The organism is Pelagibacterium halotolerans B2, from assembly GCF_000230555.1.
GTDB lineage: Bacteria > Pseudomonadota > Alphaproteobacteria > Rhizobiales > Devosiaceae > Pelagibacterium > Pelagibacterium halotolerans.
The window spans coordinates 912,270-936,116 of the sequence record NC_016078.1; the positions used below are offsets into that span (position 1 = coordinate 912,270).

A 23,847-nucleotide genomic window follows, 5' to 3' on the forward strand; every position below is an offset into this window, starting at 1 on the left:
GTTAAATCACGAACGGGTTATGTACAGATCGGTTTTCGTAGAAGCACGTATATTGGCTTTGTGCCAACAGTCTTGGGGGACAGCCGAAACCGTCAGACGAATTTTCAATTCGCCGAGCCGAAGGCTTTGCGAAGGAAGGTCTCTTCTATGTCTAAAACGGTTCTTGTTCTCGGTGGCGATGGCTTTTGTGGCTGGCCAACGTCGCTTCATTTGTCGGCACTCGGGCACGAAGTCGTCATCGCCGACAATTTCGCGCGCCGCCGCATCGCCGAAGAACTCGATGCCCCCAGCCTCACGCCCATCGCCAGCATCGATGAACGCCTGAACACCTGGAAAGATGTCAGCGGGCACGACATCGATATCGTCGAACTCGACATCGCGCACGACTATCCCGAACTTCGGCGCCTGTTGGCGTCGGTGCGACCCGACGCGATCGTCCATTTTGCCGAGCAGCGCGCCGCGCCCTATTCGATGCGCGATGCCGCGCACAAGGTCTATACGGTCGACAACAACATCAACGGCACGCACAACGTTCTGGCCGCGATGGCCGAACTCCGCCTCGATGCTCACCTGGTTCATCTGGGAACCATGGGCGTTTACGGCTATGGAAGCGACGGGTTGGAAATCCCCGAGGGCTATCTCGACATCAATATCGACGGCCCCGATGGCGCCCGCTATCCCCGCAAGATCCTCTATCCCAGCAGGCCGGGAAACATCTGTCACCTGACCAAATCCATGGATCAGTTGATGTTCCAGTTCTATGCCGGCAATGACCACCTCCGGATCACCGATCTGCACCAGGGCATCGTCTGGGGCACCCAGACCGAGGAAACCCGTCTCGATCCCGCACTCATAAACCGCTTCGACTATGACGGCGATTTCGGTACGGTGCTCAACCGCTTCCTGATGCAGGCAGCGGCCGGGCATCCGCTTACGGTCAATGGCACGGGCGGGCAGACTCGTGCTTTCATCAACATTCAGGACACGGTGCGCTGCGTCGCGCTGGCGCTCGACAACCCGCCGGCAGCGGGCGATCCGGTTCGGATCATCAATCAGATTGCCGAAACCCACCGGGTGCGCGATCTCGCCGAACTGGTTTCCCGCCTTACCGGAGCCGAAATCGAATATGTCGACAACCCGCGCAGCGAGGCGGCCGAGAATGAGCTGGCCGTCTCCAACGCGACCCTGCGGGGCCTTGGGCTCGAACCGATCCTCCTGCGCGATGCGCTGCTCACCGAAACGGTCGATATTGCCCTGCGCTTTATCGAGCGGGCCAATTTCGACGCCATACCGGCAACAGTTTCCTGGTCGGGCGGGGTCGAGCGTGAAATTCCGCAGATCGAAGCACCGCGATTCGCCCTGCGGTGAAAGAGCACCCGCGTTCGCGTCCTGTCGCGGCGCCCAGCCTCGCGCTTGTCCGATTTGCCCCGACATGCATCCAGCCTAGAAACGGACATTAAGGCTGGCTTTGGCGCCGTGGTCGGACAACCCCGATGCGATCTGACCGCTGTAGGACAGCCCGAACGTGACGGCGTCGCTGATATCGAGCTCCAATCCGGCATCGAGGACCAGCGTATCGCGGGCCGGCGGGGCGCCCGCCACCGTGAAGGCATCGCCGGCGGCAAGGGCATGGGTTGTGCTCGGTGCATCGCCAAAAGCGTGCTGCCAGCCGATGCCGCCCGACAGCGTTGCCGACGTTTCACCAAGCCCGATCGTTGCTTCTCCGCGGACGCCGATCGTGGCGAAAGTGGCGCTGTTGCCCTGGGCGTTCGAACTGAGCGCCGCGGCGCCGCCGGTTTCGGTAAAGCCGTCAGTCGTCACGCTCACATGGCTGAGATTGGCGTACGGCTCGAAACGGGCATCGCCAAGCGCAACGCTGTAAGCTGCTTCGGTATGGGCCTGGAACGTCCGGGCGCCATAAGAAGCATCGAGAGTGTCGGAAAAGCCGGTAAAGGCGGCCGTTCGAGATGTATCGAGGGTGTGCAAGGTATTGGTGACCCCGCCCTTGAGCGAGAAACCGTCCCATTCACCACCCGCATACGCACCGATCGTATAGCTTTGGATGGTTGCCGACGAGGCGATATCGGAGGCGGCCAGCGAAGATTGGCTGTAGCCGGCCATCAACCCCAGCGTCACGTCGTCGGTGATCGGAGCGTCGCCGCCAATAAACAGACCGCCGGTGTTGCGATCCAGCGCTGCGGCATTGCCGTCGCCATCCCGATGGCTCCACGCGCCGAAACCCTGGGCCCACAAGCCGGTGCCTTCGGGTAACTCTTGATCGGCCAGACCGGTGGCGACGCCAACGCCGCCGAGCGCGATACGCAATCGGTCCAGCGCCGCCTCGCGCGCAAAGCGGCTGTCTTCGAGCAGCGCGGTTTGCGCCGAGCCGTGGATTTCACCCGAGAGGGAATCGAATGCGGCCCGTGCCTCGGCATTGCTGCCGAGGACCAAGATGGCGTTGGAGAGCTCGCCAGAGCCAGTCGATGCGATACCTTCTGCGGTCGCGACCTGGTTGGGCGTTGCTGCGACGTCAGCGAAGTCCGTCGTCTGGGCGAGCGTCACAAAGGCATTGTTGGCGTCATAGGTAAGAGTAGGGGTTATGAAAATCGAATCTGAACCATAGATGGCGGAGTCGAAAGCCCCGACTCCGTCGATGCCGCCTGCCGCAGTCAAGATGGTGTAAGTCGTGCCAAGAGCAAAATCGGGGAAAGCAACGACGTTGACCGTGCCGCCATTGATGGTGGCTGTTCCGCTGGCGTCGATGAGGTCGGACGCACCCGCGCTGTTGACCTCCACTTCGTAGATCGAGTCAGGATCGATGGTGATATCGACAACGTTGAGCGTGCCGATGGAATTGCCGGGCGCCAGCGTGCCGCCTGACGCAACGGAGAGGTTGCCAAGCGTTCCCGATCCGCCAAGCGCGCCACCGGCAATGTTGACGAAGCCCCCGAGTGATCCATCGATAATGAGCAGGCCCGACAGAATATCGGTCGTGCCGGTATAGGCTGAGCTATCCTCGGTGAGTGTGAGTTCGCCCGCACCGTCCTTTGTGAAGGTCCCGGCCCCGGAGAGTACGCCAGCATAGGTACCTTCTTCCGCCTGGTCGAACACCAGCGCCGCCCCGTTGTTGATGTCACCCAGAAGGCTTGTCGTATTCCCGACCAGAGTCCCGTTGGTGATGATGATGCCGCCGCTATAGCTGTTGGCGCCAGTCAAAATCAGCACGCCAGAGCCGCCCTTGGTGATCCTGCCCGTGCCGGAAATGTCGCCAGCGAAGGTGCCCTCCGATGCCTGATCGAAAGTCAGTGTCGCGTTGTTGACGATGTCGCCCTGAAGGCTCGTCGTGTCAGCGATCAAGATGCCTTCGGCGATCGTGGTCCCGCCGGTATAGCTGTTGACGCCCGAAAGCCTGAGCGCGCCGGTGCCGGTTTTGGTCAAGCCGCCGGTCCCCGAAATGACACCGCTCGCTATGGCAAGTTGCGCGGGCGAGACGAAAATCGTGCCGTTGCCAGCGCCGAGCGACACACCGTTACCGATCGTTGTGGCGCTGGTCACGGCAAGCGCGCCGCCATCGAGGGTCAGCGTGCCGGTCGCATCACCGAGGGCGGCGCCGTCGGAAATCGACAAGGTTCCGCCGGTTACTGTCCAGGGCGTCGTTTCGGTGGTCGTGCCCGTGAGGGTCCAGGTACTTGTCCCGGACTTTTCGAAGGCCTCGAAACCCTCAAATCGCGGGGAGCCGAGCAGCGAGACATTAAACGTCTCGTCGGTCGACCCGCCCAGATCAAGCACGTCATCCGTGCCGTTGGCGACGACATTACCGATGATCGAGAATCCCGTTCTGAGCGAAAGCGTGTTCGAGCCGCCGGTGAATTCGATTGCGGACGCCCGAACCACCGTATCGCCGTCGAACCCGCCTTGCACGGTACCCGCGAGAACAATGCCCAGATTGGCGCCCTGTACGCCAATGCCGCCCTGCCCGGAAGCGCCATCGGGTCCGAAACCCCCATCGCCCCCATCGCCCCCGTCGCCACCAACGCCACCACTGCCACCCTGTACAGTTCCCAGAATGGTGAGAGCGCCGATATCGGACGCCAGGATGCCGGTCCCGCCGACGCCGCCTGCACCGCCATCGCCCTCGATGAAACCGGGCGCGGCATTTCCACCGTCGCCGCCATCACCGCCATCACCGCCCGTCACCTGCTCGGTGGCGCCGACCGTCAATGTATCCCTGCCGCCCTGGACCACGACGCCAATCCCGCCGTCGCCACCACCACCGGCATCGCCCCCGCCGCCGGTGGAAACCCCACCATCGCCGCCACTTCCACCCTGGCCACCATCTCCGCCTGTGGACGCGGGCAAGGTCACATCAGGATTATCCCCTGTGAGCACGAAACCAAAGCCGCCCGCTCCGCCGCCGCCACCGTCGCCACCCTGGCCGTCGCTGCTGTTGGTATCCGCGCCCGTGCCGCCCGATCCACCGGCACCACCAATCACGGGAGCGCCCGGACTGTCGTCAGCCACAAAGCCGGCAGCGCCCGCACCCCCACCCCCGCCGCTGGCGGCCGCAAAATTGGAGGTCCCATTGCCACCGTCGCCGCCGGAAGCGCCGTTCGAAGCGCCGCCCGCGCCCCCCGTCCCGCCCGCAGAAAAGCCGCCCGAACCGTTGCCGCGTTCGCCATTGCCGCCGTCGCCGGCACTTGTCACCCCAGCGCCGCCGCCGCCACCGCCGCTGCCAAAAGGGACGGAAAGATCACCATCGAGCCCCGCCTCTCCAGCCCCAGTGAGGCTTGATGCCCCGCCCGAGCCCTGATCGCCGCCCCCGTCCCCGCCGTCCGCGAAGGCCGGCATCTGCGCGAGCGCGAGCAGCGCTACGGTACTGAGCAGGGCGACACGGATCGCGCGGACACCCGGCCCACGCAGAACCCGCCCCGCAATCGCCATGCCTGAACCGCAAACACTTTCCGCTCGAACTGGCGCGCACGAGTGCGCCGTAGGCGTGGCCATCACCAATAGAGGATCGGTCTTCGGGTTCTTCAGAATAGGGTCGTTGCGCATATAAATCCCTTGGGCACGAGAGGCTCAATTTCTTGTTCTTGTGCGCGCGGCGAAGTGACCGCGCACGGCCGCGCGCAAGCGACAGGGTGCCAGCCTGCGCGCAGTCGTCCTTGGTTAATCGGGAAATTGTCGCTTGCGCCATCGTGGTGAGTTGCGTTTGCACGCAATGAGAAAAGACATGCACGCATTGGGCATTCCGCGGCCGGCAACGCGCTGAGGGCACCTCTCTTTCGGCTCTCGGGCCATTAGCCTGAAAGCCCCGATCGGCGAATCGAAGCCGGAACGGCATACTGGATCGGCGGCTGACCGCATCTTTTTTCCGCATCGGGCGCAGGTTCGCGCTGACAAGGAGAAAGCCGAGCGCGATCAGGACCAGACGATCACCGAGCGTGAATCGGAACGTCGCGCTGGAAGGGAGCGGTATGGATAAAAGGGGGGTGGTCCAGCCCATTCCGCTGCCACCAGACCCGAGCGCCCCGATTGTAGGCGCGCAAGGGAATGAAAGGCAGCGGGATGGGCACCGGGCACATTACTGCGCGGTGATACTTGCCGTCATCGACGGATGCACGACGCAGAAATAATCGAACGTTCCCGCCTCGGTGATGGTTATCGTGGCGCTCTGGCCCTGTGTCAGGCGGCCGGTATCGAACGAGCCGTCAGTGGCCGTCGCCGTGTGTGGTGCGCCATCGAGATTGGTGAAGGTGACGGTATCACCGACGGCGACCTCGAGCACCGGCACGGAAAACGCCATGCCCTGGATATCGACTGCGTGATCGGCCGCGAAAACCGGAGCGGTCAGCGCAAGAGCGAGCGCGAATGCGCCCGGAAAAATGTGACGAAAAGACAAGTTGGCACTCCTTGGGTTTGCAGTTTGCCCGCCGTTTCGGAAACAGCTCCATTGCGGCGCGGCCGCTCCTCCATAGTCAGTGGCCATGACAGGCGCGATGGGCCGAGCCACGATTGCACGCAATGAGAAAAACAATGCACGGACTGAAACATGTCCGGCCGATCGCCGCGTTTCAAGCCTGATAGAGTGACCCGCACATCCGTACGGCCGACCGGACAGACTGACAATGCCGGCCGGTCCGAACGTCCGGACAGGGGCAAGCTCGCCGCCTTGGCAATCGTCGCATCGGCCCGATCCCGTCCGCCTCCAACCCGAACCATGCTTTGAGAGTGCAATGTCGCGTACCGATCTGGCTGAACAATCGGCCCCTCCGTCGAAACTCAGGATCTTGACGACCCTTGTCAATGTGACGGCCATAGCCGGTGCCATCGCCATCATCCTTGCCCATCTTGTCGTACCCGATGCTGCGGCCATCCCCTTTTATGGCGTTCTGGTTATCGGATATGTCACCGGCAAGATCATTCTGGCCGAGATCTACCGCGCGCGGTTTGCCCGGGAGCCCCGCCGGAAAACCGGCGATCTCTCGATCGATGTGGCGATTGCCTTTTTCAACGAAGACCCCGAATTGATCCGGGCCAGCATAAGGAGTGCGCTGGCGCAGGACGATGTGCGGGTCGGGCGCGTCATCGCGGTCGATGACGGTTCGCGCTCGGCAAGCACTGCTGAACTCCTCACGCGTATTTTTCGCGATGAACCGCGTGTGCTGGTCATCCGGCATGAAACCAACACCGGCAAGCGTCATGCTCTGGGTGTCGCCATCGACCATATGATCTCGACCTACGCGGCGCTTCTGGATTCCGACACGGTCCTCGATCCGGCAGCGCTGGCCAATCTTCTCGCGCGCATGGATGACCGCACGGCGGCCGTCACCGCCAACATCAAGGCTCTCAATCGCAACGACAACTGGCTGAGCAAGCTCATCGACGCCCGCTACCGCAACGCCTTTATGGTGGAAAGGGCGGCGCAGTCCGTGATGGGCTCGGCGCTTTGCGCGTCGGGTGTCCTGTCGGTCTATCGCTCGGATTTCCTGCGGGAGGTGAAAGCCGAATGGGTGCAACAAAGCTTCCTTGGCGCGTCGGTGCAGTTTGGCGATGATCGGCGGTTGACCGCCCTGGCGCTGCGCCGGGGAAGGGTGGTCATAGCTCTCGATGCGCTCGCGTCCACCCAAGTCCCCACCAGCCCGCTCCAGTTCATCAAGCAGCAGCTTCGCTGGAACAAGAGCTTCCTGCGCGAATCCATGCTGGCCGTTAAGGACTTTGGCGTCCTCTCGTTCCCCGGCCTGCTGAGCTTTCTCGAGCTCTTCTTCTGGTTCTTCTATCTTTCCACAATCGCCAACGTGCTGTTTCTCAATCCGGTGGTGGGCGCCTGGTCGATCCTGGCCATCTGGATCGCCTATGTGATTGCCGCCGGCTTGTTCCGCAATGTCTCTTTGATCCTGCGCGAACCAAGGCTGGTGCTGCTCGCGCCCCTCTACAGCCTGCTGCACGTGGTCATCCTCACCCCGTTGCGGCTGGTTGCGCTGTTCACCATCCTCGACAATCGCTGGGGGACACGATGATCCGGCGCCCGCCGGTCCTTAAAGGGCGCCAGATGTCCGGTTCGGAAACGCGACCAAACAACCCCCGAGGTTTTTGGCGATCCGGAGAGCAGCGGAAATGCCCCAAACATCCCGATCAGTAGGCCGCCCAGTCCGCCATGCATCATATCCGGCGGCAAGCCGCTGGGTATGATGCGACTCGGCCGGCGCCGTTGGCGCTAACGCGATGGGAACGGTTGGCCTTTTGGAAGGATTGGCTGGGGAACCTGGATTCGAACCAGGACTAACGGAGTCAGAGTCCGGAAAGAAGCATTGAAAAATATAGCATTTTTTGCATTATGTCGCTGCCATGTCGCGCGTTGTCGCAAATGACCTAGAATATTGCGTCCAAAGCGTCGTCTAGTTCGGCTGAATCGTCGGTGCTTGGGAACAGGTGGCCATACGTATCGAGCGTCAATTGGATCGATGCATGACCCATGCGAGCTTGGACAACCTTCGGCGGCAATTCGAGGCCGCGACGGCTTTTCGGATTTATGCAAAACGACGCATAGAAGTGCCTGAGCGCGTGAAGTCCAGAATATTTCGGGACCATTATAGGTTGCCCGTTTTTGTCCTTTTCGTCAGTCTCGACGGTCACGCCAGCGGCCAACTGAGCCGGGTAGTACCACCGCTTTGTGATGTTGGCATAGTACTCGACGTTGCCAGCGCCGTTAGGAAATACCAAGTCCAGTTTGCCCGTTGGGCATTCTTTCTGCCAAGCTTTTAGGCTATCGCAAAGTCGCGAGGGCAGGGGAATCGCACGCTTTCCCTTTTTCGACTTTGGCGAACCGATCTTAAGTTGAGCATCGGCGCGCTGGCGTATCGCAACTGTCTTCGATTCGAAGTCCAGGTCAGGCCAACGAAGGCCGCGAAGTTCGCTACTGCGCATTCCGGTGAACGCGGCTGTCATGAGAAAAACGCGGGCCTTGCCAGAAGCGGCTTCGATTATGGCAAGGATTTCGTCCAAGGTTGGAATCTCAACGCCGACCTCAACGTCCTTCTCTTTTCGAGCTTCTACACGCTTGGCTGCCTTGTTTCTGGTTCGCCCCATCTCCTTGACGGAGTTTTGCACTACAAGGCCAAGCTCCTGAGCATTTGAAAGCAGGGCTCCAAGGCTAACCCGGACGGCGCGTACCATTGGCTTTGACTTGCCATCCTTGGCCAGCTTGTCAGTGAAAGCGCGCACAAAAGGGACGGTCACTTCATTGAGCCGATGGCGTCCAATCGCTGGCACAATATGCAACCTTAAGTGCTGCTCATATTGCGCAAGGGTGGAAGCTTCTAAATCGGCCTCAGCGCAGGATTCCAGCCAGTATTTACCGGCTTGCTCAATCGTCACTGTTTCGGAGTCCGCGACGTGGATGCGACCCATAACCTCGACATGGGTTTTTGAATCGAACGCTTTTGCATCTTTCTTCTTATCGAACGTCTTGAGGTGACGTTTGCCGTTCTGATCTGTGTATCGAACGACATAAGCCTCGCGTTCTTCGCCTTTGGCCGTTGTCCATTTGCGTGTTTTTACAGCCATTTCCATGTCCCTGCGGTCGATAGCTAAGCGACACTATCGACTAACGGACTTTGACGCAACATGAAAAATCACAGGCCGTAAACGCAAAAAATCCCGCCTAAGCGAGATTTTATCCAAACGGCATTGACAATCTAAAGTATATCGTGTATAGCTGCGAACTATGTGACAGTATTAATTGTCAATACGCAAATTCTTTCTAGCTTAAATTAAAAATAAGCGATGCAGGAAAGGAAGTCAACTTAAAAACAAAATTGGAAATATTTAAAATGGATAATTTAAAAAATGAAATTCTGGACGGGGCAGGGGCTATTGCCGAATTTTTATCTTTGCCTAAGCGTACAATATATCACTTTGCCGAAAACGGTACAATCCCAACGTTTCGCCTGGGATCGAAAATCATGGCAAGGCGATCAACGCTTTTAGCTTGGCTAGAAGCCCAAGAACATGCGGCTTCAAACCGTGTCGAGCGGGAGGCCGCGTGATGGATTGGCTAGACGAAGGCAATGACAGCCCTTGGGGCAACGTCGAGAGCGTTGAAGAAATTGCGCCGGGTATCTGGTGGATCGAAACCGATTATCATGGCGGCGTTAGCCTTGATGAAGATCGGCTATCCGAAGTTCCACAGCTTTGGCGTGATAATCTATTCGCGGGCGATGGCTGGTTTGAAGAAGATTGCGATTGGGTTCTAGCCGCAGCGCTTTTCCCTCACGCTTTTCCAGAACTGTCGTGGGCGCAGATCGCAGAGATTTTCGAGGACAGCTTTCCAGAATACGACCTGCCTAACCCGCCAGACGGCGAACGAAAGCAAGCCGCTTAACCCCGCGCCGGGCCTTCCGGCGCATTAAATAGCCGCTCCAATGGTGGGGCGGTCGAACCAAAAACGAACTGAAACAGACTAGGAGAAAGATATCTGAGTTCACAGATATAACTATATGGAAAATAAGAATTTTTATGACGAAACCGGCAGCAATTGGACTGCCACAGACAAGGATACGAATTACGATCCAACAAAGATGACGGCAGAGGCCATTTACGTATTTCTGACGCCAGAAGACGCACCGGCCTATGAAATCCATCGATGGCTTGACGCTGAGGGTCAAAAGCAATTCTCGACCATTCGATATAATGCGACCGGCCATGGCGCTCGATTGAGTCCAGAAGACAATTGGGTTTGGAAACATGGCAAGGGCGATCATCCCGATTTGCTCTATCGCGCCAAAGAGCTTCGAGAGTCCGATCCTCGCGCGCCAGTCGCGATTACAGAGGGCGAAAAGGATGCCGAAACGCTTCGTGCGAAGGGGATGGTTGCCGTTACAAACCCATACGGCTCCGGCAATTGGCAGCAATCATTTAGCGAGCAGCTAAAAGGCCGTGACTGCATCATTTACGAAGATAACGACGAAAACGGCAGGAAGCGGACTGCGAAAATTCGTCGGTCGCTTCGCAGTATGGCCAAGAGCGTTTCGGTTGTTCGCTTCGAAGACATGCCAGTGAATTCTGACGTTACCGATTTCTTTGAGGCTGGCGGAACGCTCGAAGAATTAAAGGGTCGGGTTGAGAAGCTAGACGAATTGATCTTTTACACGGTCAAAACCAAGGAAATGGTCGTTCAGATTGAGAACCAACTCATTCGGTCAGGGGCAGAGATATTTCAGTATATGGACGGCCTTTACCGCGTGATCGCGGACGATCCTATGAAGGGGCCTCTGCATCGCTTGAATGCAAACGGATTGCTCTATCACATCTCAGAACACTGCAATTTCGCCAAGTTTGAAACCCGTGGACGCGGCAACGAAAAGAAAACAGTTCAGGTTCCCGCGAAACCGACGAAAGAGCTTGCCGAATTGCTTTTGACTCGCCTCGGGTATTGGCAATTTCGCAAACTTAAGGGCGTCCGTTGGACACCGCTTCTTCGCGAAAACGGGGAAGTAGCGAAAACTCCCGGTTACGATCCGGAGTCGCAGTTTTTCCTAATTCTTCCTCCTGGCGAAATAGTGGTGGGAGATACCAGAGCAGATGCGGAAGCCGCGCTAGATATTCTCAACGGGCTTTTGAGAGAGTTTCCGATTGCTGAAACGGGACCGAAAAGCGTGGACCTCGCGGTTCTAACTGCCGGTCTTCTAACAGGGGTCGCGAGGCCGTCGATCAATGTTGCGCCGATGACCGCCGTTAGGGCTGGGGATTACGGCGCAGGGAAAAGCTATCATGGCGAGTTAATCTCCAAGCTCGCTCTTGGAAAGAGGGTGAAGCCGGTGGCATTTCCTTCGAGTGATGAGGAAGCCGAAAAAAGGCTAGGAGCGGCAGCGCTATCCGGCGATCCGATCATTTGTATCGACAACGCTAACGATGTCGTCAAAGGCGACTTTCTGGCACAGATCATCGAACGTCCAAGCGTGGCAGTTCGTATCCTTGGCAAAAGTGAAATGCCAGAAATCGAGAATAACTTCATGATTTGTGTGAATGGGGTGAATACGCTTTATCAGGGCGATTTGGTACGACGAACGGTACTTGCTAACCTCGATCCAAACATGGACCAGCCCGAAACAAGGAAGTTCGAACAAGAACCTCTCGCTATGATCGAGGCCAATCGCGAAAAATATCTTGGCTGTGCACTCACAATCATGAAGGCATATATCAAGCACGTTCAGGAGGGGGGCGACCGCGTAGAGCTTTCAGAATTTAACTCGTTTGGACAGTGGAGTCGGATGGTGCGAGAGCCGCTTGTATGGCTTGGTATGGGTGATCCGGTGGCTTCGATTAAAAAAGTGCGTGAAGAAGACCCCGAGTTGTTGGGCATCAAGCAATTGTTTGCCGCATGGCCGGAAAGGGAGGACGGCGACCGCAGTTTTCTTGCTGCTGATTTGATAAGCCGTGCGAACAAGGAATTCACATCGGCCAAACCCGATGCGGCCAATGAAAACGGGTCGAAAGCCATATCACCTGTCCTGCTAGAAATTGCTGGCGATGGCAGAGGCAGCATCAATCCCAAACGGCTTGGGCATTACCTTCGAAAAATCACAGGTCGAACTGTTGGTAAGCAACGCCTGATGAGCAAGACTGATCCGGTTACCAATTCCAAGGTCTATACGCTGGAAACGGTTGAAGCGAAGCAAGCCGCGTAAATCTACCGGGATGTTACCGGGATGTGAGAAAATACATCCCGGTAGAAAAAACCTCAATATATCAAGTAGTTAATAACTTTACCGGGATTGCCGGGTTCTTTTCTCTATCTAAGAAAGGAAAAGAGGGAAAAGAGAGAACCATTGTACGGCGGCGGGAGGGCAAAACAATCCCGGACATCCCGGAGGTTTGCTCCAATCGCCACTTAACCTTCTGAATTTAAACGCTTTTTTCTACCGGGATGCGGTTTTGCAACAACCCGGCGACTGATTAGGCCGGTTTCCCCTCAGATCACCCGCCAGTTCCAGCCGGGTAAGCGCAAGTTTTTACGGTATTATTTTACTCATTTTTGGACGGTTTAGCACAAGAAGTGCCCCCACGCCGGTCCCAGAGAGTGAAGAATTACCTTTCAAAGAGACCCCCCTTGGGGGAATTTGAATCCCCTGTTCGCTGGCAACTGTCAGGCTGCATCCGACCTACGTTGGGACCGTCAATCCTCTTTCAATTGGCTTTCCACGGCCTGCTGCGGGGCTCTGCGCTCATCGCGCCGGGCCTTTGCCGCTTGTAGTTTTGCAGGCTCAGTATAAAGCCGCGTCAGTAGCGCATGAGTGAAATCCAGCAGGTCATCAACGTCTTCTTTGGTCAGAGTGCCTTGGTGCGCTCCATCGTTCCCGTCTTGATGGATGCAGGTCGAAAGCTCCTGCAAGTCGGAAGCCAGGTATCGATGCTTAAACATCCACGGCAGTCTTAGCCCGAGGTCCCGACGGACTTTTGAGTTTAATCCTTCGGGCTGCTCTGCCTCAGCGGGCGGTAGCATTGGGCGTGTAGCTAAGTCGAGCGCTGTCCTAAACATCGTGCCAGCGGCATTCCAGCATTGCATGGCGGCACATGTTGCACCCTCGCGAAATACGGTCTCAATTTCATCCGGGAGGGAATCTGGCGGCTGTACGGTAGCCATATCTTTGAGGCTCACATGTCCAGCGATGGTAAAATGATTGTTGAGAGAGTCACCGAACGCCAATGGCCCTTTTTCGGCAATGATTTTGCGATCGTCATATTCAGATTGTCGCAGCACGAAGACGGTTGTTTTTAAACAATTGCGACATTGGCAAAAAACATCGTGATAGGTCACCCAATCGTGATCAACACGCTTGTTGCGCACAGAACTAAGTGCCGTGAAAGTTATCTGGTTTGCAGGGCAACGCGGGCAATCCGCGACGAGTTCAGCGGTCAATTTTTGATCCCCCAGTTTCTAGGCATGCGCTTCAAATGCAGGGAAAGTGATAACCGAACTTGTATGGCTCATGTGATGCCGAACAATGTGCGTGGTTTAGGGTTAGTCGCGCACTCGCTGAAATATGGAATTGCCAATGTCATCGTATGACCCGCTGACTAAACGGACCCTTCCCCGCTTATCTAGTTCTTTGAGCACGTCCGACCAAATAAGCGAAGCAAGCAGCGCGAACTTCCCTACCTTCATCGCACTCTCTTGCATCATGTCATCGTAGGACTCGAGAGCCTCGGTCGTCATAGTGCTTGCGTCTATCGTGGATGCCATACGTATCCCCTTTTCATCCATATCTGCGGGTAACCTTCGTCTAAATTTTCAAAGCATGACAGCAAAAAGGCGTCCCGAAGGACGCCTTTCGCCTAGAACCAATGGGTCAGAGATTTAACTACCGAGACCACCTTGGGGTGAAAAACCCACCCGAGTCGGACGCAGTAGTAATTTCCCGTCTCCGTCTGGCTGGTCTCGACCGTTACGAATGCGATCATGCCGCACTCCTATCGTTCGTGTGTCCGGCCCTTATAGTAGCCACCTAGACACGTCAGACCACGTTTGAGGGTTTTTTCCATTTTAGCCTTGGGGTGGTCCCTCAGACACGCGTGGCTATTTCGTTGCACAATATTGCGCTTGAAATGAGAGATAGGAACACTCCTTCGAGTTGGCAAGGTTACGGCCAACGAAAAATGGAAAGCGTTCTGCCTAGACTTCTGGCGTTTCCGCAAATTCCAGTGACACCATTTGATTTCTTTCTCTCATGGCCCATTCCCAGACCTTGAACATGGCCGCGCGGTAGGGGCCGACAAAGGCAGCGGCGGCATTGCCCTTTGCCATTAAAGCCCGCCCATAGGGCGACGCCCGCAATTGCTCGTTGGTGCGGTAGATAAAGAAGCCGCCTTCGCCCGCGAAAACGTCCGTTTGCGCTGCTTTCACAATACTTTCAAAATCGCGATACAGATCAAAAATCGCCCTCTTAACGTCCTGCGGCAATGGCCTACGGCCCGCCAGCAAGTCGCGCGCAAAGCGATCTGAGAACCCGCCTATCTCTGCCAAGTCCCTGGCCGAAAGACCAAGGTAGGAACACAAAGTTACATAAACCGCATCAGGCGGTGTGAGGGGTCTATTCATTTTTCTCTCCTGAGAGGCGCGGCCCTATGCCGTCTGCCCATGGGATAACGTTAGTTCCGTTTTCGGAACCTTGCAAGGCGTTTGCGATTCCAACTGGCAACTGCCCGTTAACAGTTGAATACAAGTAATTATTGCACTAACTGTCCATAATATTTAAATATTACTTGACAATTTCTTAAAATTGTGATATAAATACATCTGTTAGCTTAGTAAAGACCCCTTTGCATCTTGAACGGCTGACAGTCTCCAAATCTATGAATGTTCCCAGCGGCCAATCCTCTTGGCCGCTGGGCTTCGCTGTCCAACCCAAAAAATCAAAAAGAGGGAACCAACCCTATGACTCGTGAAGAATGGGCAAGCCTGCCCACAGGCTTTGACCCCGAATACAAAGTTTCAAATTTAGGTCGCGTCAAACGCGGTCGGTATTTCCTAGACCCTCATGCATTATCCATGCGCTGGTTTCGTAAAAGCGGCAATAAATCAGCCGGTTACTACCTGCGCATGCGGCAAAACGGCAAGCGGCCATATTGGGCTGTTGCCGATCTGGTGTTGCTCGCATTCCGACCCGATTTCGACGCGACTAGACACGCTGTCCATTTCAAAGATGGCGATCCGTGCAACGCGCGGTTGTCCAACCTGACATTCGGTCCAGCCGAATTTCAAAGAATCAAGAAGCGCATTGAAGCGCTCAAATCAATCGCCGCTTAAGCGGCCAATAACAATAAAATTAGGAGGATGCTCTATGCATACACAATATATTCATAATAAAGATCGCAACAGCGGATTTGATACTATCGACGGTTCAACCTCAGCCGCAGGAACCGCCTCTAGGGCAAGCGGTCCGGCAAAGGTGAAAATCCCGCCCGCGAAGGGTATTGGTTTCGCTCAGTTCGCGCTGGCTATCACTGCCGCCAAGGGCGATCCCATGGTCGCTTACGAGGTCGCCAAGCATAAACTGGGCGAAAGCCATCCAGTGGTGTTGTCCCTCAAAGCCGCCGTTTCGGCGGGCTCGACAACTGACGCCAATTGGGCTGGCCCGCTTTTCGAAACGTATCAGAGCTTCGCTGGTGAATTCGTAGATTTTCTACGGCCTCAGACCATTCTCGGCAAATTTGGAAAAAACGGCATCCCCTCTCTTCGCCGGGTTCCGTTTAATATTTCATTTCCTACCCAGACCAGTGGAGGCGAGGGATATTGGGTCGGTGAGGGTGCTGCCAAGCCCCTAACTGAGTTTGCGTTCGACCGTCTGACGCTTGGTTGGGCCAAAGTAGCCAATATCGCAGTCATCACAGATGAGCTTGCTCGTTGGTCTTCACCATCCGCCGAAAGCCTAGTCCGCGATCAACTGGCGGCTGCGCTTATTGCGCGGTTAGACACAGACTTTGTTGATCCCAATAAAGCTTTGATCCCTGACGTTTCGCCCGCTTCTATCACGAACGGCGTGACTCCCATTCCGTCGAGCGGGTCAGACGCCGAAGCGGTTCGCACCGACATCAAGGCGCTGATGGCCACGTACCTGGCCGCGAACAATGTCCCGGCAAATGCCGTCTGGATCATGCCGTCGATGACGGCGCTTTCACTGTCATTGATGACTGGCCCACTCGGTCAGTACGAGTTTCCTGACGTTCACATGGGCGGTGGCACTCTGTTTCGCTTGCCAATTATCGTTTCGGATTACGTTCCTGTCGGCACTGTCATTTTGGTCAATGCGTCAGACATTTTTTGCGCCGATGACGGACAGGTAAATGTGGACGTGTCTCGACAAGCCAGCGTTGAGATGAGTAACACGCCTATTTCAGACAGCACCACGCCAACCGGAACCAACCTCGTTTCGCTTTGGCAGACAAACTCAGTCGGTATCAGGGCAGAACGCTATATTAATTGGGCCAAGCGCAGACCTAGCGCCGTCGCCGTTCTCTCAGGCGTCCAATGGGGCGGAGCCATGGTGAGCTAATGGCCTTCCTCGATTTTTTTAAAAGAAAGAAGCTGCAACCTGCCGCGCCAACGCGCGGGGGTTGGTTTCCGCTTGTCAAAGAACCTTGGGCAGGCGCATGGCAGCACAATCGCGAATTGACCCGCGATGAATTGCTTACGCAACACGCGGTCTATTCATGCATATCGCTGGTCGCGAACGATATATCCAAATTAGAAATTGATCTGAAACGTCGCGACGAGAACGGGACTTATGTCCGCGTCGATGACCACCCTGTTTTTGGGCTGGTCCTGAAACGTCCGAACAAATTTCAGAATAGAATCCAGTTTGTGCAGAACTGGCTCCACTCGCTTCTGTCATCTGGCAACTGCTATGTGCTCAAAACCCGAGATAAGCGGGGCGTGGTCAATGGTCTTTATGTCCTAGACGTTGCACGAGTTGAAACGCTTGTTCATGAGCAAACCGGCGAGGTCTTCTATCGCTTACAAACGGACTCCCTTGCCGGGATCAACGCCAGCGAAGGCCAGACGGTCACGGTCCCGGCGTCCGAAATTTTGCATGACCGGATCAATGCTTTTTATCATCCGCTCATTGGCATCAGCCCACTGGCAGCGGCCAGTTTGCCGATTTTGTTGGGCCGTGAAGCGCAAACAGCCGCGACCAACTTCAATAGAAACAGCGGACGGCCATCGGGAATTTTGACGGCTCCCGGCGCGATTTCAGATGAGACGGTAGAACAAATCCGCCAGCACTGGTCCGATAATTATGGCGGAAATAACGCGGGTCGCGTGGCCGTCATGGCAGATGGCCTAACTTATCAGCCCTTCCAATCAGTCCCTGCCAGCGATGCTCAATTGCTACAGCAACTCAATTGGACTGCCGCAACTGTAGCGAGTGTTTTCCACGTGCCTGGCCATATGATCGGGGTGGGCGAAACCCCAAGCTACGACAACATAAATGCTCTCAACGAGCAGTACTATTCCCAGACCCTTCAAAGTCTGATCGAACAGATCGAATTGCTTTTGACCGAAGGTTTGAAGCTCCCCACCGGCCTTGTCGTTTCGTTCAATTTAGACGGCCTGTTGCGTATGGACGAGCTTTCGTTGGTCGAAAGCGAAAAGGTGGCCGTAGGCGCAGGGATCAAATCGATCAATGAGTCCCGCGCTAGGCTTGGTTTGCCGCCAAAGGCAGGTGGCGATGACCTCTACTTGCAACAGCAATATTTCAGCCTTGAAGCCTTGCAGAGACGCAATGGCCTTGCCGACCCTTTCAACACCGGCAACGGCACAAAGACACAACTCAACCTCTGGCAACTGGAAGCGGAGATAGCAGAACTAAAAAAGGAAAATAGAAATGCAGCATAAAAACCCAGATAACGCCGTTTTGGCCACGGTCATGGCCGAAGTGGTCGAGGCCATCGAGGCGGCTTTAAAACGAACCAACGACCGCATCTCAGCCCTCGAAAAGTCCGGCGGATTTACCGTTTTAGACGATATCGATTTTTCGATCACGCCAGCGCCGAACACCTTCGCAAAATATCGCGGGGGCCTTTGGCGGTTTGCCGATGGCGAGTGGCGCGTGGTCGCCAACGGTATTGAAACCGTGCAAATCGAGGAAACACCAGCCGGGGCGAAACTGACTCTGGAAAAGAGCGATGGCGGACGAGTCCACCAGAACCTGACTTTTTCCAAGCACTGAGGCCGCGATGAAACCTAGAAAAGAAAGATTGGGAACACACGCGACCCAGTGGCGGTGGGCTTACCTCGATAAGCGCTTTTACATGAAGCGCGACCCTGAAATTGCGGCCACCAGACAGCAGTTTAATGACGCATATTTTTTATGGGAAGACCCCCAAGAAACCGATCCCGCTGGCGTGATCGAAGGGCGCTTCGAGCTACAGATTGAGCGGCGTGGTTTTTATCCAGACAAGCCCTCGGGAATGATCACGGTAGAGGGCCAGCGCGTTCTCAATGTCCCGATCACGCGGGCCGAACGGAATAGAAAGCTGTTTGAAGCGCGCCGGGAGAAGGTGGCGGAAGCTGCACAATTTAGGGAAGTATAGAATATGCGCTACGGATCCCTTGGGTGCTGAGCAATATCCGGGGCAGGGCAGGAGCTAGGGCTATGGACTACTATGATGAAGGCGGGCACGTAAAAGATACCTTCGCCTATTTTGGTCGGGCCTATTTTATGGCGAACGCATTTGAGGCGGGGCTCGCTATTGCCTCAATGATTTTAGGTTTTCTAGCCGAAGAAAAAGCGAAGCTAGCCAGTGGTGAGCGTAAGGAGTTTGATCAGGACCAGTACGAAAAGGACTTTGACGCTTACATGGCAAGGCAGCATGCCCAAACGCTTGGCAATCTCATCAAGAACGTTAGCCGCTTTCCAGCTTTGGGGAATGACTTTCTGTCCTTGCTGCCAGAGGTAAAGGCAAAGAGGGATTTCCTCGCGCACCATTTCTTTCGAGTGCGAGCCGTGCCGTTTGCCTCGCGTCATGGCCGCGACCGAATGATTCAGGAACTCAGGGATATGGAGGAAATTTTTGAAAGGGCAGACAGCATGCTCACAAAGCTAATGAAGCCGCATTACCTGGAGATTGGCTTAGATGAGTCGAGGTCCAGAGCCATACAGGCGACCTTGCTTCGTGAGTATGCGGAGTCAAATGAGCGCTAGCGATGGATGGATTGACGTGTCGCGGGCGTGTCGCTCTCCGCTCCCTCCGTCCATTACGATTCCATACAAATCAATGACTTAGCGGCTCACTAATTCCGCGACATAGCGACATGATTTGATGGCTCGAAGTCGGAAAAAGGTAATGAAATCAAGTGGCTGGGGAACCTGGATTCGAACCAGGACTAACGGAGTCAGAGTCCGTGGGTCTACCGTTAACCTATTCCCCAGCAGAGGCGGCTGGCCGCGCGTTTCGCTCCGGGCGGAGCCGAAGGAAGTGGCGCCTGTTTAGCGGCACATGAGGGTGATTTCAAGCCCGCAATTTCACTTCTTTGTCACAAGTGTCGGTGCAATGGCCGGACGCCGGTTTGCCTGCGCTAATGGGTAACGGGAGCGCGCCAGGCGATGGCGCGGCCGGGGCTGTAACATCCCAGTGCGACAGTATTGGAATAATTGCCCGAGACGATCTGCACCTGGCCGTTGCCGCAATCGCCGACCACCACGCCCACATGATTGGCCATGACCATGATCGCGCCGATTTCGCCCGGGTCGGCCTGTTCGCCGTAACTGGCGAAATCCCGCGCCTTGTTCGAGCCGGTCGGGAGCAGGCCCGCGCGGGCGAGAACCGTATCGAGATAGCAGGCGCACCAACGCCCCGGGCAGCCCGAAGGGCGTGCGCTGCCCAGTTCGCTGAGCATGACATTTATGACCGTCTGCTGGTCACGGGCGTTGGCCGGAACGGCTATCGCCGACGCGGCGCAGATGGCAAGCAGAAGCGGCAAGACAATACGCATCACTTTAGTTTTGTCCCTGGCTGGACTCGGGCACGTAAAGCCAGTGCACTGGCATGGCCGGTCTGTGTTTTGGTCAAGTCATCGGCAGAACATCCGCGCGGGAGGCGGACGAACCAATGCGGGATTATTTCCGCATGCCGGCGGGCTCATTGCATCGCGACGACGCGCGCGGCCACGCTCACTTGCGGCCCCCTCCCGTGAACCGGGCATAAACTGGAGTTTTGTGGCGATATCTGGGCATGCGGCATGCGCGGGGAGGGGGTGCGGCAATCGTTGCGTTGCGGGCCGCGATGGACTACCGTCGATCCGAAACTGAAATGATCTGCCTCGGGCGCCTCTTATTGAAGCCATTGCGGGCCTTTTGCCTGCCTTGTGCTCCCCTCGGCGACCGGGCAGCACGGAGAAACCGAGTTGACCGATTCAAGTCGGTCCACCGCCCTGTCGGCGGCTCCTGCGTCTCTGCGTGAGCGCACAAACGAGCCCGTGCGGCATGAACGCGAAGACGCCAAGGCGCAACCGGGCGCAAAGCGGGCAACGCGGTGGACGTCCCAACCCAAATCTGCGGGGCAGCGGAAAAAACGCGCGCCCACTTACGCGGCGCTGGACCTGGGCACCAACAATTGTCGCCTATTGATCGCACGCCCCACGGAAAACGGGTTTCGCGTTCTTGATGGCTTTTCGCGCATCGTCCGGCTGGGCGAGGGGCTGAGCCAGACCGGCAGGCTGTCTGAAGCGGCGATGGACCGGACAATCGAGGCGCTCAAGATCTGCAAGGGCAAACTCGCCCAGCACGAAGGGGTGAGGGCGCGCATCATCGCCACCGAAGCCTGCCGCTCGGCCAGCAATTCGGCGGCGTTTCTCGCCCGCGTCAAGCGCGAGGTCGGTCTGACGTTCGAGGTTGTCGATCGCAAGACCGAGGCGGAACTGGCCGTGACCGGTTGTGCCGATCTGATCGAAACCGACGCCCCGGGCGCCATCCTGTTCGATATCGGCGGCGGATCGTCCGAATTGGCCTGGCTCGATTTCCGCGGCGGGCGCCCGCGCAACCAGGGCAAGACGTCCGCCTCGATCCGCTCCTGGCAGTCCTTGCCGGTGGGGGTGGTTTCGATTGCCGAAAAATTCGGCGGCGTCGATGTAACGCCTGAGATCTTCGAGGCCATGGTTGGCCACGTGACCGACCAGCTTCGTCATTTCCGGGGCCGGGAAAAACTGCGCGGCATGCTGGCCAGTCATCCGGTACATTTTCTGGGCACGTCGGGCACCGTGACCACGCTGGCCGGGCTCTATCTGGGGCTCGAGCGCTACGAACGCTCCAAGGTCGATGGGCTGTGGATGCATGCCGACGACGTCGACGCGACGATGCGCGTGCTTTTGGCCATGAGCTATGACAAGCGTACGTCCAATCCGTGCATCGGCAGGGAACGCGCCGATCTGGTCATCCCCGGCTGCGCTATTTTCGAGGCCATTCGGCGCGAATGGCCGTGCCAGCGCATCAGGGTTGCGGACCGCGGACTGCGCGAGGGCATTCTGATTTCAATGATGTCGGAGGATCGTGTCTGGATGCGCGGCCGGCCCGGACGCCGGCGCAGGGGAGGCGGTAATGCCAAATAAACCCACAGGAAAGGGGGCTGGCCGCCGCGGCGACCGCGACCTCAAGACCCGCGTCAAGACGGCCAAGAAGCGCACCACCTCATCGACGCGGTGGCTGCAGCGCCAGCTCAACGACCCCTACGTGGCCCGGGCGCGGGCGGAGGGGTGGCGGGCGCGTTCGGCCTACAAGCTGCTCGAACTCGACGAAAAATATGAGTTGCTCAAGCCTGGAATGCGCGTGGTCGATCTCGGCGCAGCCCCCGGCGGCTGGTGTCAGGTGGCGGTCAAGGCGGTGAAATCGGACCCCGAAAATCCAACCGTGGTCGGTATCGACTATCTGGAAATGGACCCGGTGCCCGGCGCCGCGCTGCTGCAGAAGGATTTCACCGACGAAGACGCCCCCCAAGCCCTGTTCGATCTGCTTGGCGGGCACAAGGCCGATATCGTCCTCTCGGACATGGCGGCACCCACGACGGGCCACAAGCCGACCGACCATCTGCGGATCATTGCACTCGTTGAAATCGCCGCCGATTATGCGCTCGATGTGCTGGCCCCGGGCGGCACCTTTGTCGCCAAGGTGTTTCAGGGCGGCACCGAACATGAACTTCTGGCCATGCTCAAGCGCAATTTTGCCACCACCTTCCACGCCAAGCCGCCCTCGAGCCGTTCGGAATCGGCGGAGACCTATCTGATCGCGCGTGGTTTCAAGGGACAGCGGCAGGACTGAACTTCAAAACCGCCTCCACGCCGTTCTGCCGCCTCAAAAACGCGGTGAGCGGCCCTCGTAGCCTTGCTGTTCGGCTTTCTCCAGCGCGGCCTGTCGCTGGGCCGCGGTGCGCTGTCCCGAGATGTCGCTGCCCGCCTCCTTTTCCAGTCGCACATAGGGCACGATTGCGAGCAGGGACACGGCGGCAATCACGAAAAAGGCCGTGTGGAAATCGTCCACACCCAGTGGTTGGCCGCGCAGATGGCTCGAAACCTCGAGCACGCCGCCGGCCGTAGCCACAGCGAGCGCCGTAGCAATGGGGCGCATGACGGCGTGAATGGCGGTGGCCGGGCCGGCCTCCTCCTCATCGATATCGGCGAAGGCCAGGGCGTTCTGACCGGTGAAATAGAGCGAGCGTACGATGCCCACGACAAAGATCACCACCATCATCACGATGATCGGGGTCTGGGGCACGAAAGTGCCCTTGATTGCAAGCCCGAGTGCCGACAATACGCCAGCCGTCATCAGCGCCGTGCGGAAGCCGATCCGCTGGTAGATCGGTTTGGCGATGAACTTCATGCACAGGGCGCCGATGGCGCCTACGAATGTAATCATGCCCGATTCGAACGGGGTGTAGCCGAAGCCGACCTGCAGCATGAGCGGCAGGAGAAACGGCGTGGCGCCCGCACCGATCAGAAAGATTGAGGTGCCGAGCACCACGGCGCGGTAGGAGGGGTGCAGGAACAGGCGGGGATCGAGAAGCGGGTGCTCGATACGCAGCGCATACGGGACATAGACGGCCGCGGCCACCAGACCGGCAAGGGTGGAAACGGCGGCCACCCAGATCGGCAAGACCGGCATGGAAAGCAGCGACAGCCCGAAAACAATGCCCGAAAAGGCGATGGCCGAAAGGAAGAACCCGGGAAAGTCCATGGGCCGTCGAGCGGCGGACTCCACTTCAGGGAGATATTTGGTGATGAGCACAACTCCCACCAGCCCGATCGGCACGTTGACGATGAAAATCCAGTGCCAGGACAGGAATGTGGTCAGGAACCCTCCGACCGGCGGGCCCAGGGTCGGGCCGATCAGCGCGGGAATGGTCAACCACGCCATGGCATTGACCAGGTCCTTGCGCTCGGTGGTGCGCAGCAGGATCAGACGCGCGAGGGGGCTCATCATCGCCCCACCCATGCCCTTGAGGAATCGCGCCATGATGAATTCGGGCAGGGACGAGGAGAGGGCGCAGGCGATCGATCCGACGATGAATACCAGAATTGCGGCGCGAAACACCGTCTTGGCGCCGAACTTGTCGGCCAGCCACGCGCTGATCGGAATGAAGATGGCCAGCGCCACGAAATAGGCGGTGAACGCCAGTTTCAGGGCGACGGGCGTCGTGCCGATATCGGCGGCGATGGCCGGCAGCGAAGTGGCGATGACTGTCGCGTCCATGTTTTCCATGAACAGGGCGACCGCCAGGATGAGCGGGATCAGACGGGACAATAAACCGGACCGGGATGGAAATTCTTCTTCTTGGCCGCATCATTGCCGCTTAGGC

21 protein-coding genes and 1 tRNA gene are annotated in these 23,847 nt (G+C 57.4%); 13 read left to right on the top strand and 9 right to left on the bottom strand.

From position 1 onward, the window contains the following. The first annotated feature begins 147 nt into the window (after nucleotides 1-147). On the top strand, nucleotides 148-1,368 hold the full coding sequence (locus KKY_RS04505) for an NAD-dependent epimerase/dehydratase family protein (protein ID WP_041528581.1): 1,221 nt from the start codon (nucleotides 148-150) through the stop codon (nucleotides 1,366-1,368). Nucleotides 1,369-1,443: 75 nt separating this feature from the next. Here the strand turns inward: KKY_RS04505 and KKY_RS19440 are convergent, their stop codons facing one another. Both KKY_RS19440 and KKY_RS04520 read right to left on the bottom strand, forming a co-directional pair. Continuing rightward, nucleotides 1,444-4,941 (bottom strand): autotransporter outer membrane beta-barrel domain-containing protein, encoded by a 3,498-nt coding sequence (locus KKY_RS19440; RefSeq protein WP_014130124.1) that lies wholly within the window; start codon nucleotides 4,939-4,941, stop codon nucleotides 1,444-1,446. Nucleotides 4,942-5,584: 643 nt separating this feature from the next. Then, entirely contained in the window at nucleotides 5,585-5,902 is a 318-nt protein-coding gene (locus KKY_RS04520; protein ID WP_014130125.1) for a plastocyanin/azurin family copper-binding protein, read from the bottom strand. 334 nt (nucleotides 5,903-6,236) lie between these two features. On the opposite strand from KKY_RS04520, the gene KKY_RS04525 reads away from it, so the two are divergent. Beyond that, nucleotides 6,237-7,520, top strand: coding sequence for a glycosyltransferase (locus KKY_RS04525; RefSeq protein ID WP_014130127.1), 1,284 nt, complete (start codon nucleotides 6,237-6,239; stop codon nucleotides 7,518-7,520). A gap of 352 nt (nucleotides 7,521-7,872) precedes the next feature. Here the strand turns inward: KKY_RS04525 and KKY_RS04530 are convergent, their stop codons facing one another. Then, nucleotides 7,873-9,066: a tyrosine-type recombinase/integrase gene (locus KKY_RS04530; RefSeq protein ID WP_041529097.1), complete on the bottom strand. Its 1,194-nt coding sequence runs from the start codon at nucleotides 9,064-9,066 to the stop codon at nucleotides 7,873-7,875. Between the two features lie 266 nt (nucleotides 9,067-9,332). On the opposite strand from KKY_RS04530, the gene KKY_RS19915 reads away from it, so the two are divergent. The 3 genes from KKY_RS19915 (at nucleotide 9,333) to KKY_RS19445 (ending at nucleotide 12,188) form a co-directional block, all read left to right on the top strand. Then, complete coding sequence (locus KKY_RS19915; RefSeq protein ID WP_083823958.1) at nucleotides 9,333-9,548, top strand: helix-turn-helix domain-containing protein; 216 nt, start codon at nucleotides 9,333-9,335, stop codon at nucleotides 9,546-9,548. After that, the gene (locus KKY_RS20455; RefSeq protein WP_014130130.1) at nucleotides 9,548-9,883 is read left to right on the top strand and encodes a DUF7007 domain-containing protein; all 336 of its coding nucleotides are present in this window, start codon (nucleotides 9,548-9,550) and stop codon (nucleotides 9,881-9,883) included. Before KKY_RS19915 ends, KKY_RS20455 begins: the two co-directional genes overlap by 1 nt. Before the next feature lie 115 nt (nucleotides 9,884-9,998). After that, nucleotides 9,999-12,188, top strand: coding sequence for a hypothetical protein (locus KKY_RS19445; protein ID WP_014130131.1), 2,190 nt, complete (start codon nucleotides 9,999-10,001; stop codon nucleotides 12,186-12,188). A 488-nt stretch (nucleotides 12,189-12,676) separates the two neighbouring features. Here KKY_RS19445 and KKY_RS20265 read toward each other — a convergent pair whose 3' ends face one another. The 3 genes from KKY_RS20265 to KKY_RS04550 all read right to left on the bottom strand — a co-directional run bounded on the left by KKY_RS20265 (nucleotide 12,677) and on the right by KKY_RS04550 (nucleotide 14,599). Beyond that, on the bottom strand, nucleotides 12,677-13,420 hold the full coding sequence (locus tag KKY_RS20265) for a DUF4145 domain-containing protein (RefSeq protein ID WP_050811652.1): 744 nt from the start codon (nucleotides 13,418-13,420) through the stop codon (nucleotides 12,677-12,679). A 416-nt stretch (nucleotides 13,421-13,836) separates the two neighbouring features. Next, entirely contained in the window at nucleotides 13,837-13,962 is a 126-nt protein-coding gene (locus KKY_RS20950; RefSeq protein ID WP_276324470.1) for a hypothetical protein, read from the bottom strand. A gap of 211 nt (nucleotides 13,963-14,173) precedes the next feature. Then, nucleotides 14,174-14,599, bottom strand: coding sequence for a hypothetical protein (locus KKY_RS04550; RefSeq protein WP_139304968.1), 426 nt, complete (start codon nucleotides 14,597-14,599; stop codon nucleotides 14,174-14,176). Nucleotides 14,600-14,857: 258 nt separating this feature from the next. On the opposite strand from KKY_RS04550, the gene KKY_RS04555 reads away from it, so the two are divergent. The 6 genes from KKY_RS04555 (at nucleotide 14,858) to KKY_RS04580 (ending at nucleotide 19,205) form a co-directional block, all read left to right on the top strand. After that, nucleotides 14,858-15,307, top strand: a complete 450-nt coding sequence (locus KKY_RS04555) for an NUMOD4 domain-containing protein (protein WP_139304969.1) — start codon at nucleotides 14,858-14,860, stop codon at nucleotides 15,305-15,307. 34 nt (nucleotides 15,308-15,341) lie between these two features. Then, the gene (locus KKY_RS04560) at nucleotides 15,342-16,553 is read left to right on the top strand and encodes a phage major capsid protein (RefSeq protein ID WP_014130135.1); all 1,212 of its coding nucleotides are present in this window, start codon (nucleotides 15,342-15,344) and stop codon (nucleotides 16,551-16,553) included. Next, nucleotides 16,553-17,896, top strand: coding sequence for a phage portal protein (locus tag KKY_RS04565; protein WP_050811653.1), 1,344 nt, complete (start codon nucleotides 16,553-16,555; stop codon nucleotides 17,894-17,896). The genes KKY_RS04560 and KKY_RS04565 overlap by 1 nt, the downstream gene beginning before the upstream one ends. Beyond that, nucleotides 17,886-18,230, top strand: coding sequence for a hypothetical protein (locus tag KKY_RS04570; RefSeq protein ID WP_014130138.1), 345 nt, complete (start codon nucleotides 17,886-17,888; stop codon nucleotides 18,228-18,230). The genes KKY_RS04565 and KKY_RS04570 overlap by 11 nt, the downstream gene beginning before the upstream one ends. Nucleotides 18,231-18,237: 7 nt before the next feature. Then, nucleotides 18,238-18,594 (top strand): hypothetical protein, encoded by a 357-nt coding sequence (locus tag KKY_RS04575; protein WP_041528586.1) that lies wholly within the window; start codon nucleotides 18,238-18,240, stop codon nucleotides 18,592-18,594. Nucleotides 18,595-18,656: 62 nt separating this feature from the next. Then, nucleotides 18,657-19,205: a hypothetical protein gene (locus KKY_RS04580; protein ID WP_041528587.1), complete on the top strand. Its 549-nt coding sequence runs from the start codon at nucleotides 18,657-18,659 to the stop codon at nucleotides 19,203-19,205. Between the two features lie 153 nt (nucleotides 19,206-19,358). Here the strand turns inward: KKY_RS04580 and KKY_RS04585 are convergent. After that, a tRNA-Gln gene (locus KKY_RS04585) sits at nucleotides 19,359-19,432 on the bottom strand. Between the two features lie 147 nt (nucleotides 19,433-19,579). Next, entirely contained in the window at nucleotides 19,580-19,999 is a 420-nt protein-coding gene (locus tag KKY_RS04590) for a C40 family peptidase (protein ID WP_050811654.1), read from the bottom strand. A 408-nt stretch (nucleotides 20,000-20,407) separates the two neighbouring features. Between KKY_RS04590 and KKY_RS04595 the strand changes: the two genes are divergently transcribed. Beyond that, a complete protein-coding gene (locus tag KKY_RS04595) occupies nucleotides 20,408-21,607 on the top strand; it encodes a Ppx/GppA phosphatase family protein (protein ID WP_014130141.1) in 1,200 nt (399 codons plus the stop codon). Then, a complete protein-coding gene (locus tag KKY_RS04600; RefSeq protein ID WP_014130142.1) occupies nucleotides 21,597-22,313 on the top strand; it encodes an RlmE family RNA methyltransferase in 717 nt (238 codons plus the stop codon). Before KKY_RS04595 ends, KKY_RS04600 begins: the two co-directional genes overlap by 11 nt. A 33-nt stretch (nucleotides 22,314-22,346) precedes the next feature. Here the strand turns inward: KKY_RS04600 and KKY_RS04605 are convergent, their stop codons facing one another. Then, nucleotides 22,347-23,792, bottom strand: a complete 1,446-nt coding sequence (locus KKY_RS04605; RefSeq protein WP_014130143.1) for an MFS transporter — start codon at nucleotides 23,790-23,792, stop codon at nucleotides 22,347-22,349. Between the last annotated feature and the right edge of the window lie 55 nt (nucleotides 23,793-23,847).

Excerpts from the sequence above, each read along its gene's own strand:
- KKY_RS04575 (WP_041528586.1), top strand. The coding sequence starts at position 18,238 with ATGAAACCTAGAAAAGAAAGATTGGGAACACACGCGACCCAGTGGCGG.
- KKY_RS20455 (WP_014130130.1), top strand. The coding sequence starts at position 9,548 with ATGGATTGGCTAGACGAAGGCAATGACAGCCCTTGGGGCAACGTCGAG.
- KKY_RS04565 (WP_050811653.1), top strand. The coding sequence starts at position 16,553 with ATGGCCTTCCTCGATTTTTTTAAAAGAAAGAAGCTGCAACCTGCCGCG.
- KKY_RS19440 (WP_014130124.1), bottom strand. The coding sequence starts at position 4,941 with ATGGCGATTGCGGGGCGGGTTCTGCGTGGGCCGGGTGTCCGCGCGATC.
- KKY_RS04505 (WP_041528581.1), top strand. The coding sequence starts at position 148 with ATGTCTAAAACGGTTCTTGTTCTCGGTGGCGATGGCTTTTGTGGCTGG.
- KKY_RS04555 (WP_139304969.1), top strand. The coding sequence starts at position 14,858 with ATGTTCCCAGCGGCCAATCCTCTTGGCCGCTGGGCTTCGCTGTCCAAC.
- KKY_RS04580 (WP_041528587.1), top strand. The coding sequence starts at position 18,657 with ATGGACTACTATGATGAAGGCGGGCACGTAAAAGATACCTTCGCCTAT.
- KKY_RS04570 (WP_014130138.1), top strand. The coding sequence starts at position 17,886 with ATGCAGCATAAAAACCCAGATAACGCCGTTTTGGCCACGGTCATGGCC.
- KKY_RS19445 (WP_014130131.1), top strand. The coding sequence starts at position 9,999 with ATGGAAAATAAGAATTTTTATGACGAAACCGGCAGCAATTGGACTGCC.
- KKY_RS19915 (WP_083823958.1), top strand. The coding sequence starts at position 9,333 with ATGGATAATTTAAAAAATGAAATTCTGGACGGGGCAGGGGCTATTGCC.
- KKY_RS04525 (WP_014130127.1), top strand. The coding sequence starts at position 6,237 with ATGTCGCGTACCGATCTGGCTGAACAATCGGCCCCTCCGTCGAAACTC.
- KKY_RS04550 (WP_139304968.1), bottom strand. The coding sequence starts at position 14,599 with ATGAATAGACCCCTCACACCGCCTGATGCGGTTTATGTAACTTTGTGT.
- KKY_RS04560 (WP_014130135.1), top strand. The coding sequence starts at position 15,342 with ATGCATACACAATATATTCATAATAAAGATCGCAACAGCGGATTTGAT.
- KKY_RS20950 (WP_276324470.1), bottom strand. The coding sequence starts at position 13,962 with ATGATCGCATTCGTAACGGTCGAGACCAGCCAGACGGAGACGGGAAAT.
- KKY_RS04530 (WP_041529097.1), bottom strand. The coding sequence starts at position 9,066 with ATGGCTGTAAAAACACGCAAATGGACAACGGCCAAAGGCGAAGAACGC.
- KKY_RS04600 (WP_014130142.1), top strand. The coding sequence starts at position 21,597 with ATGCCAAATAAACCCACAGGAAAGGGGGCTGGCCGCCGCGGCGACCGC.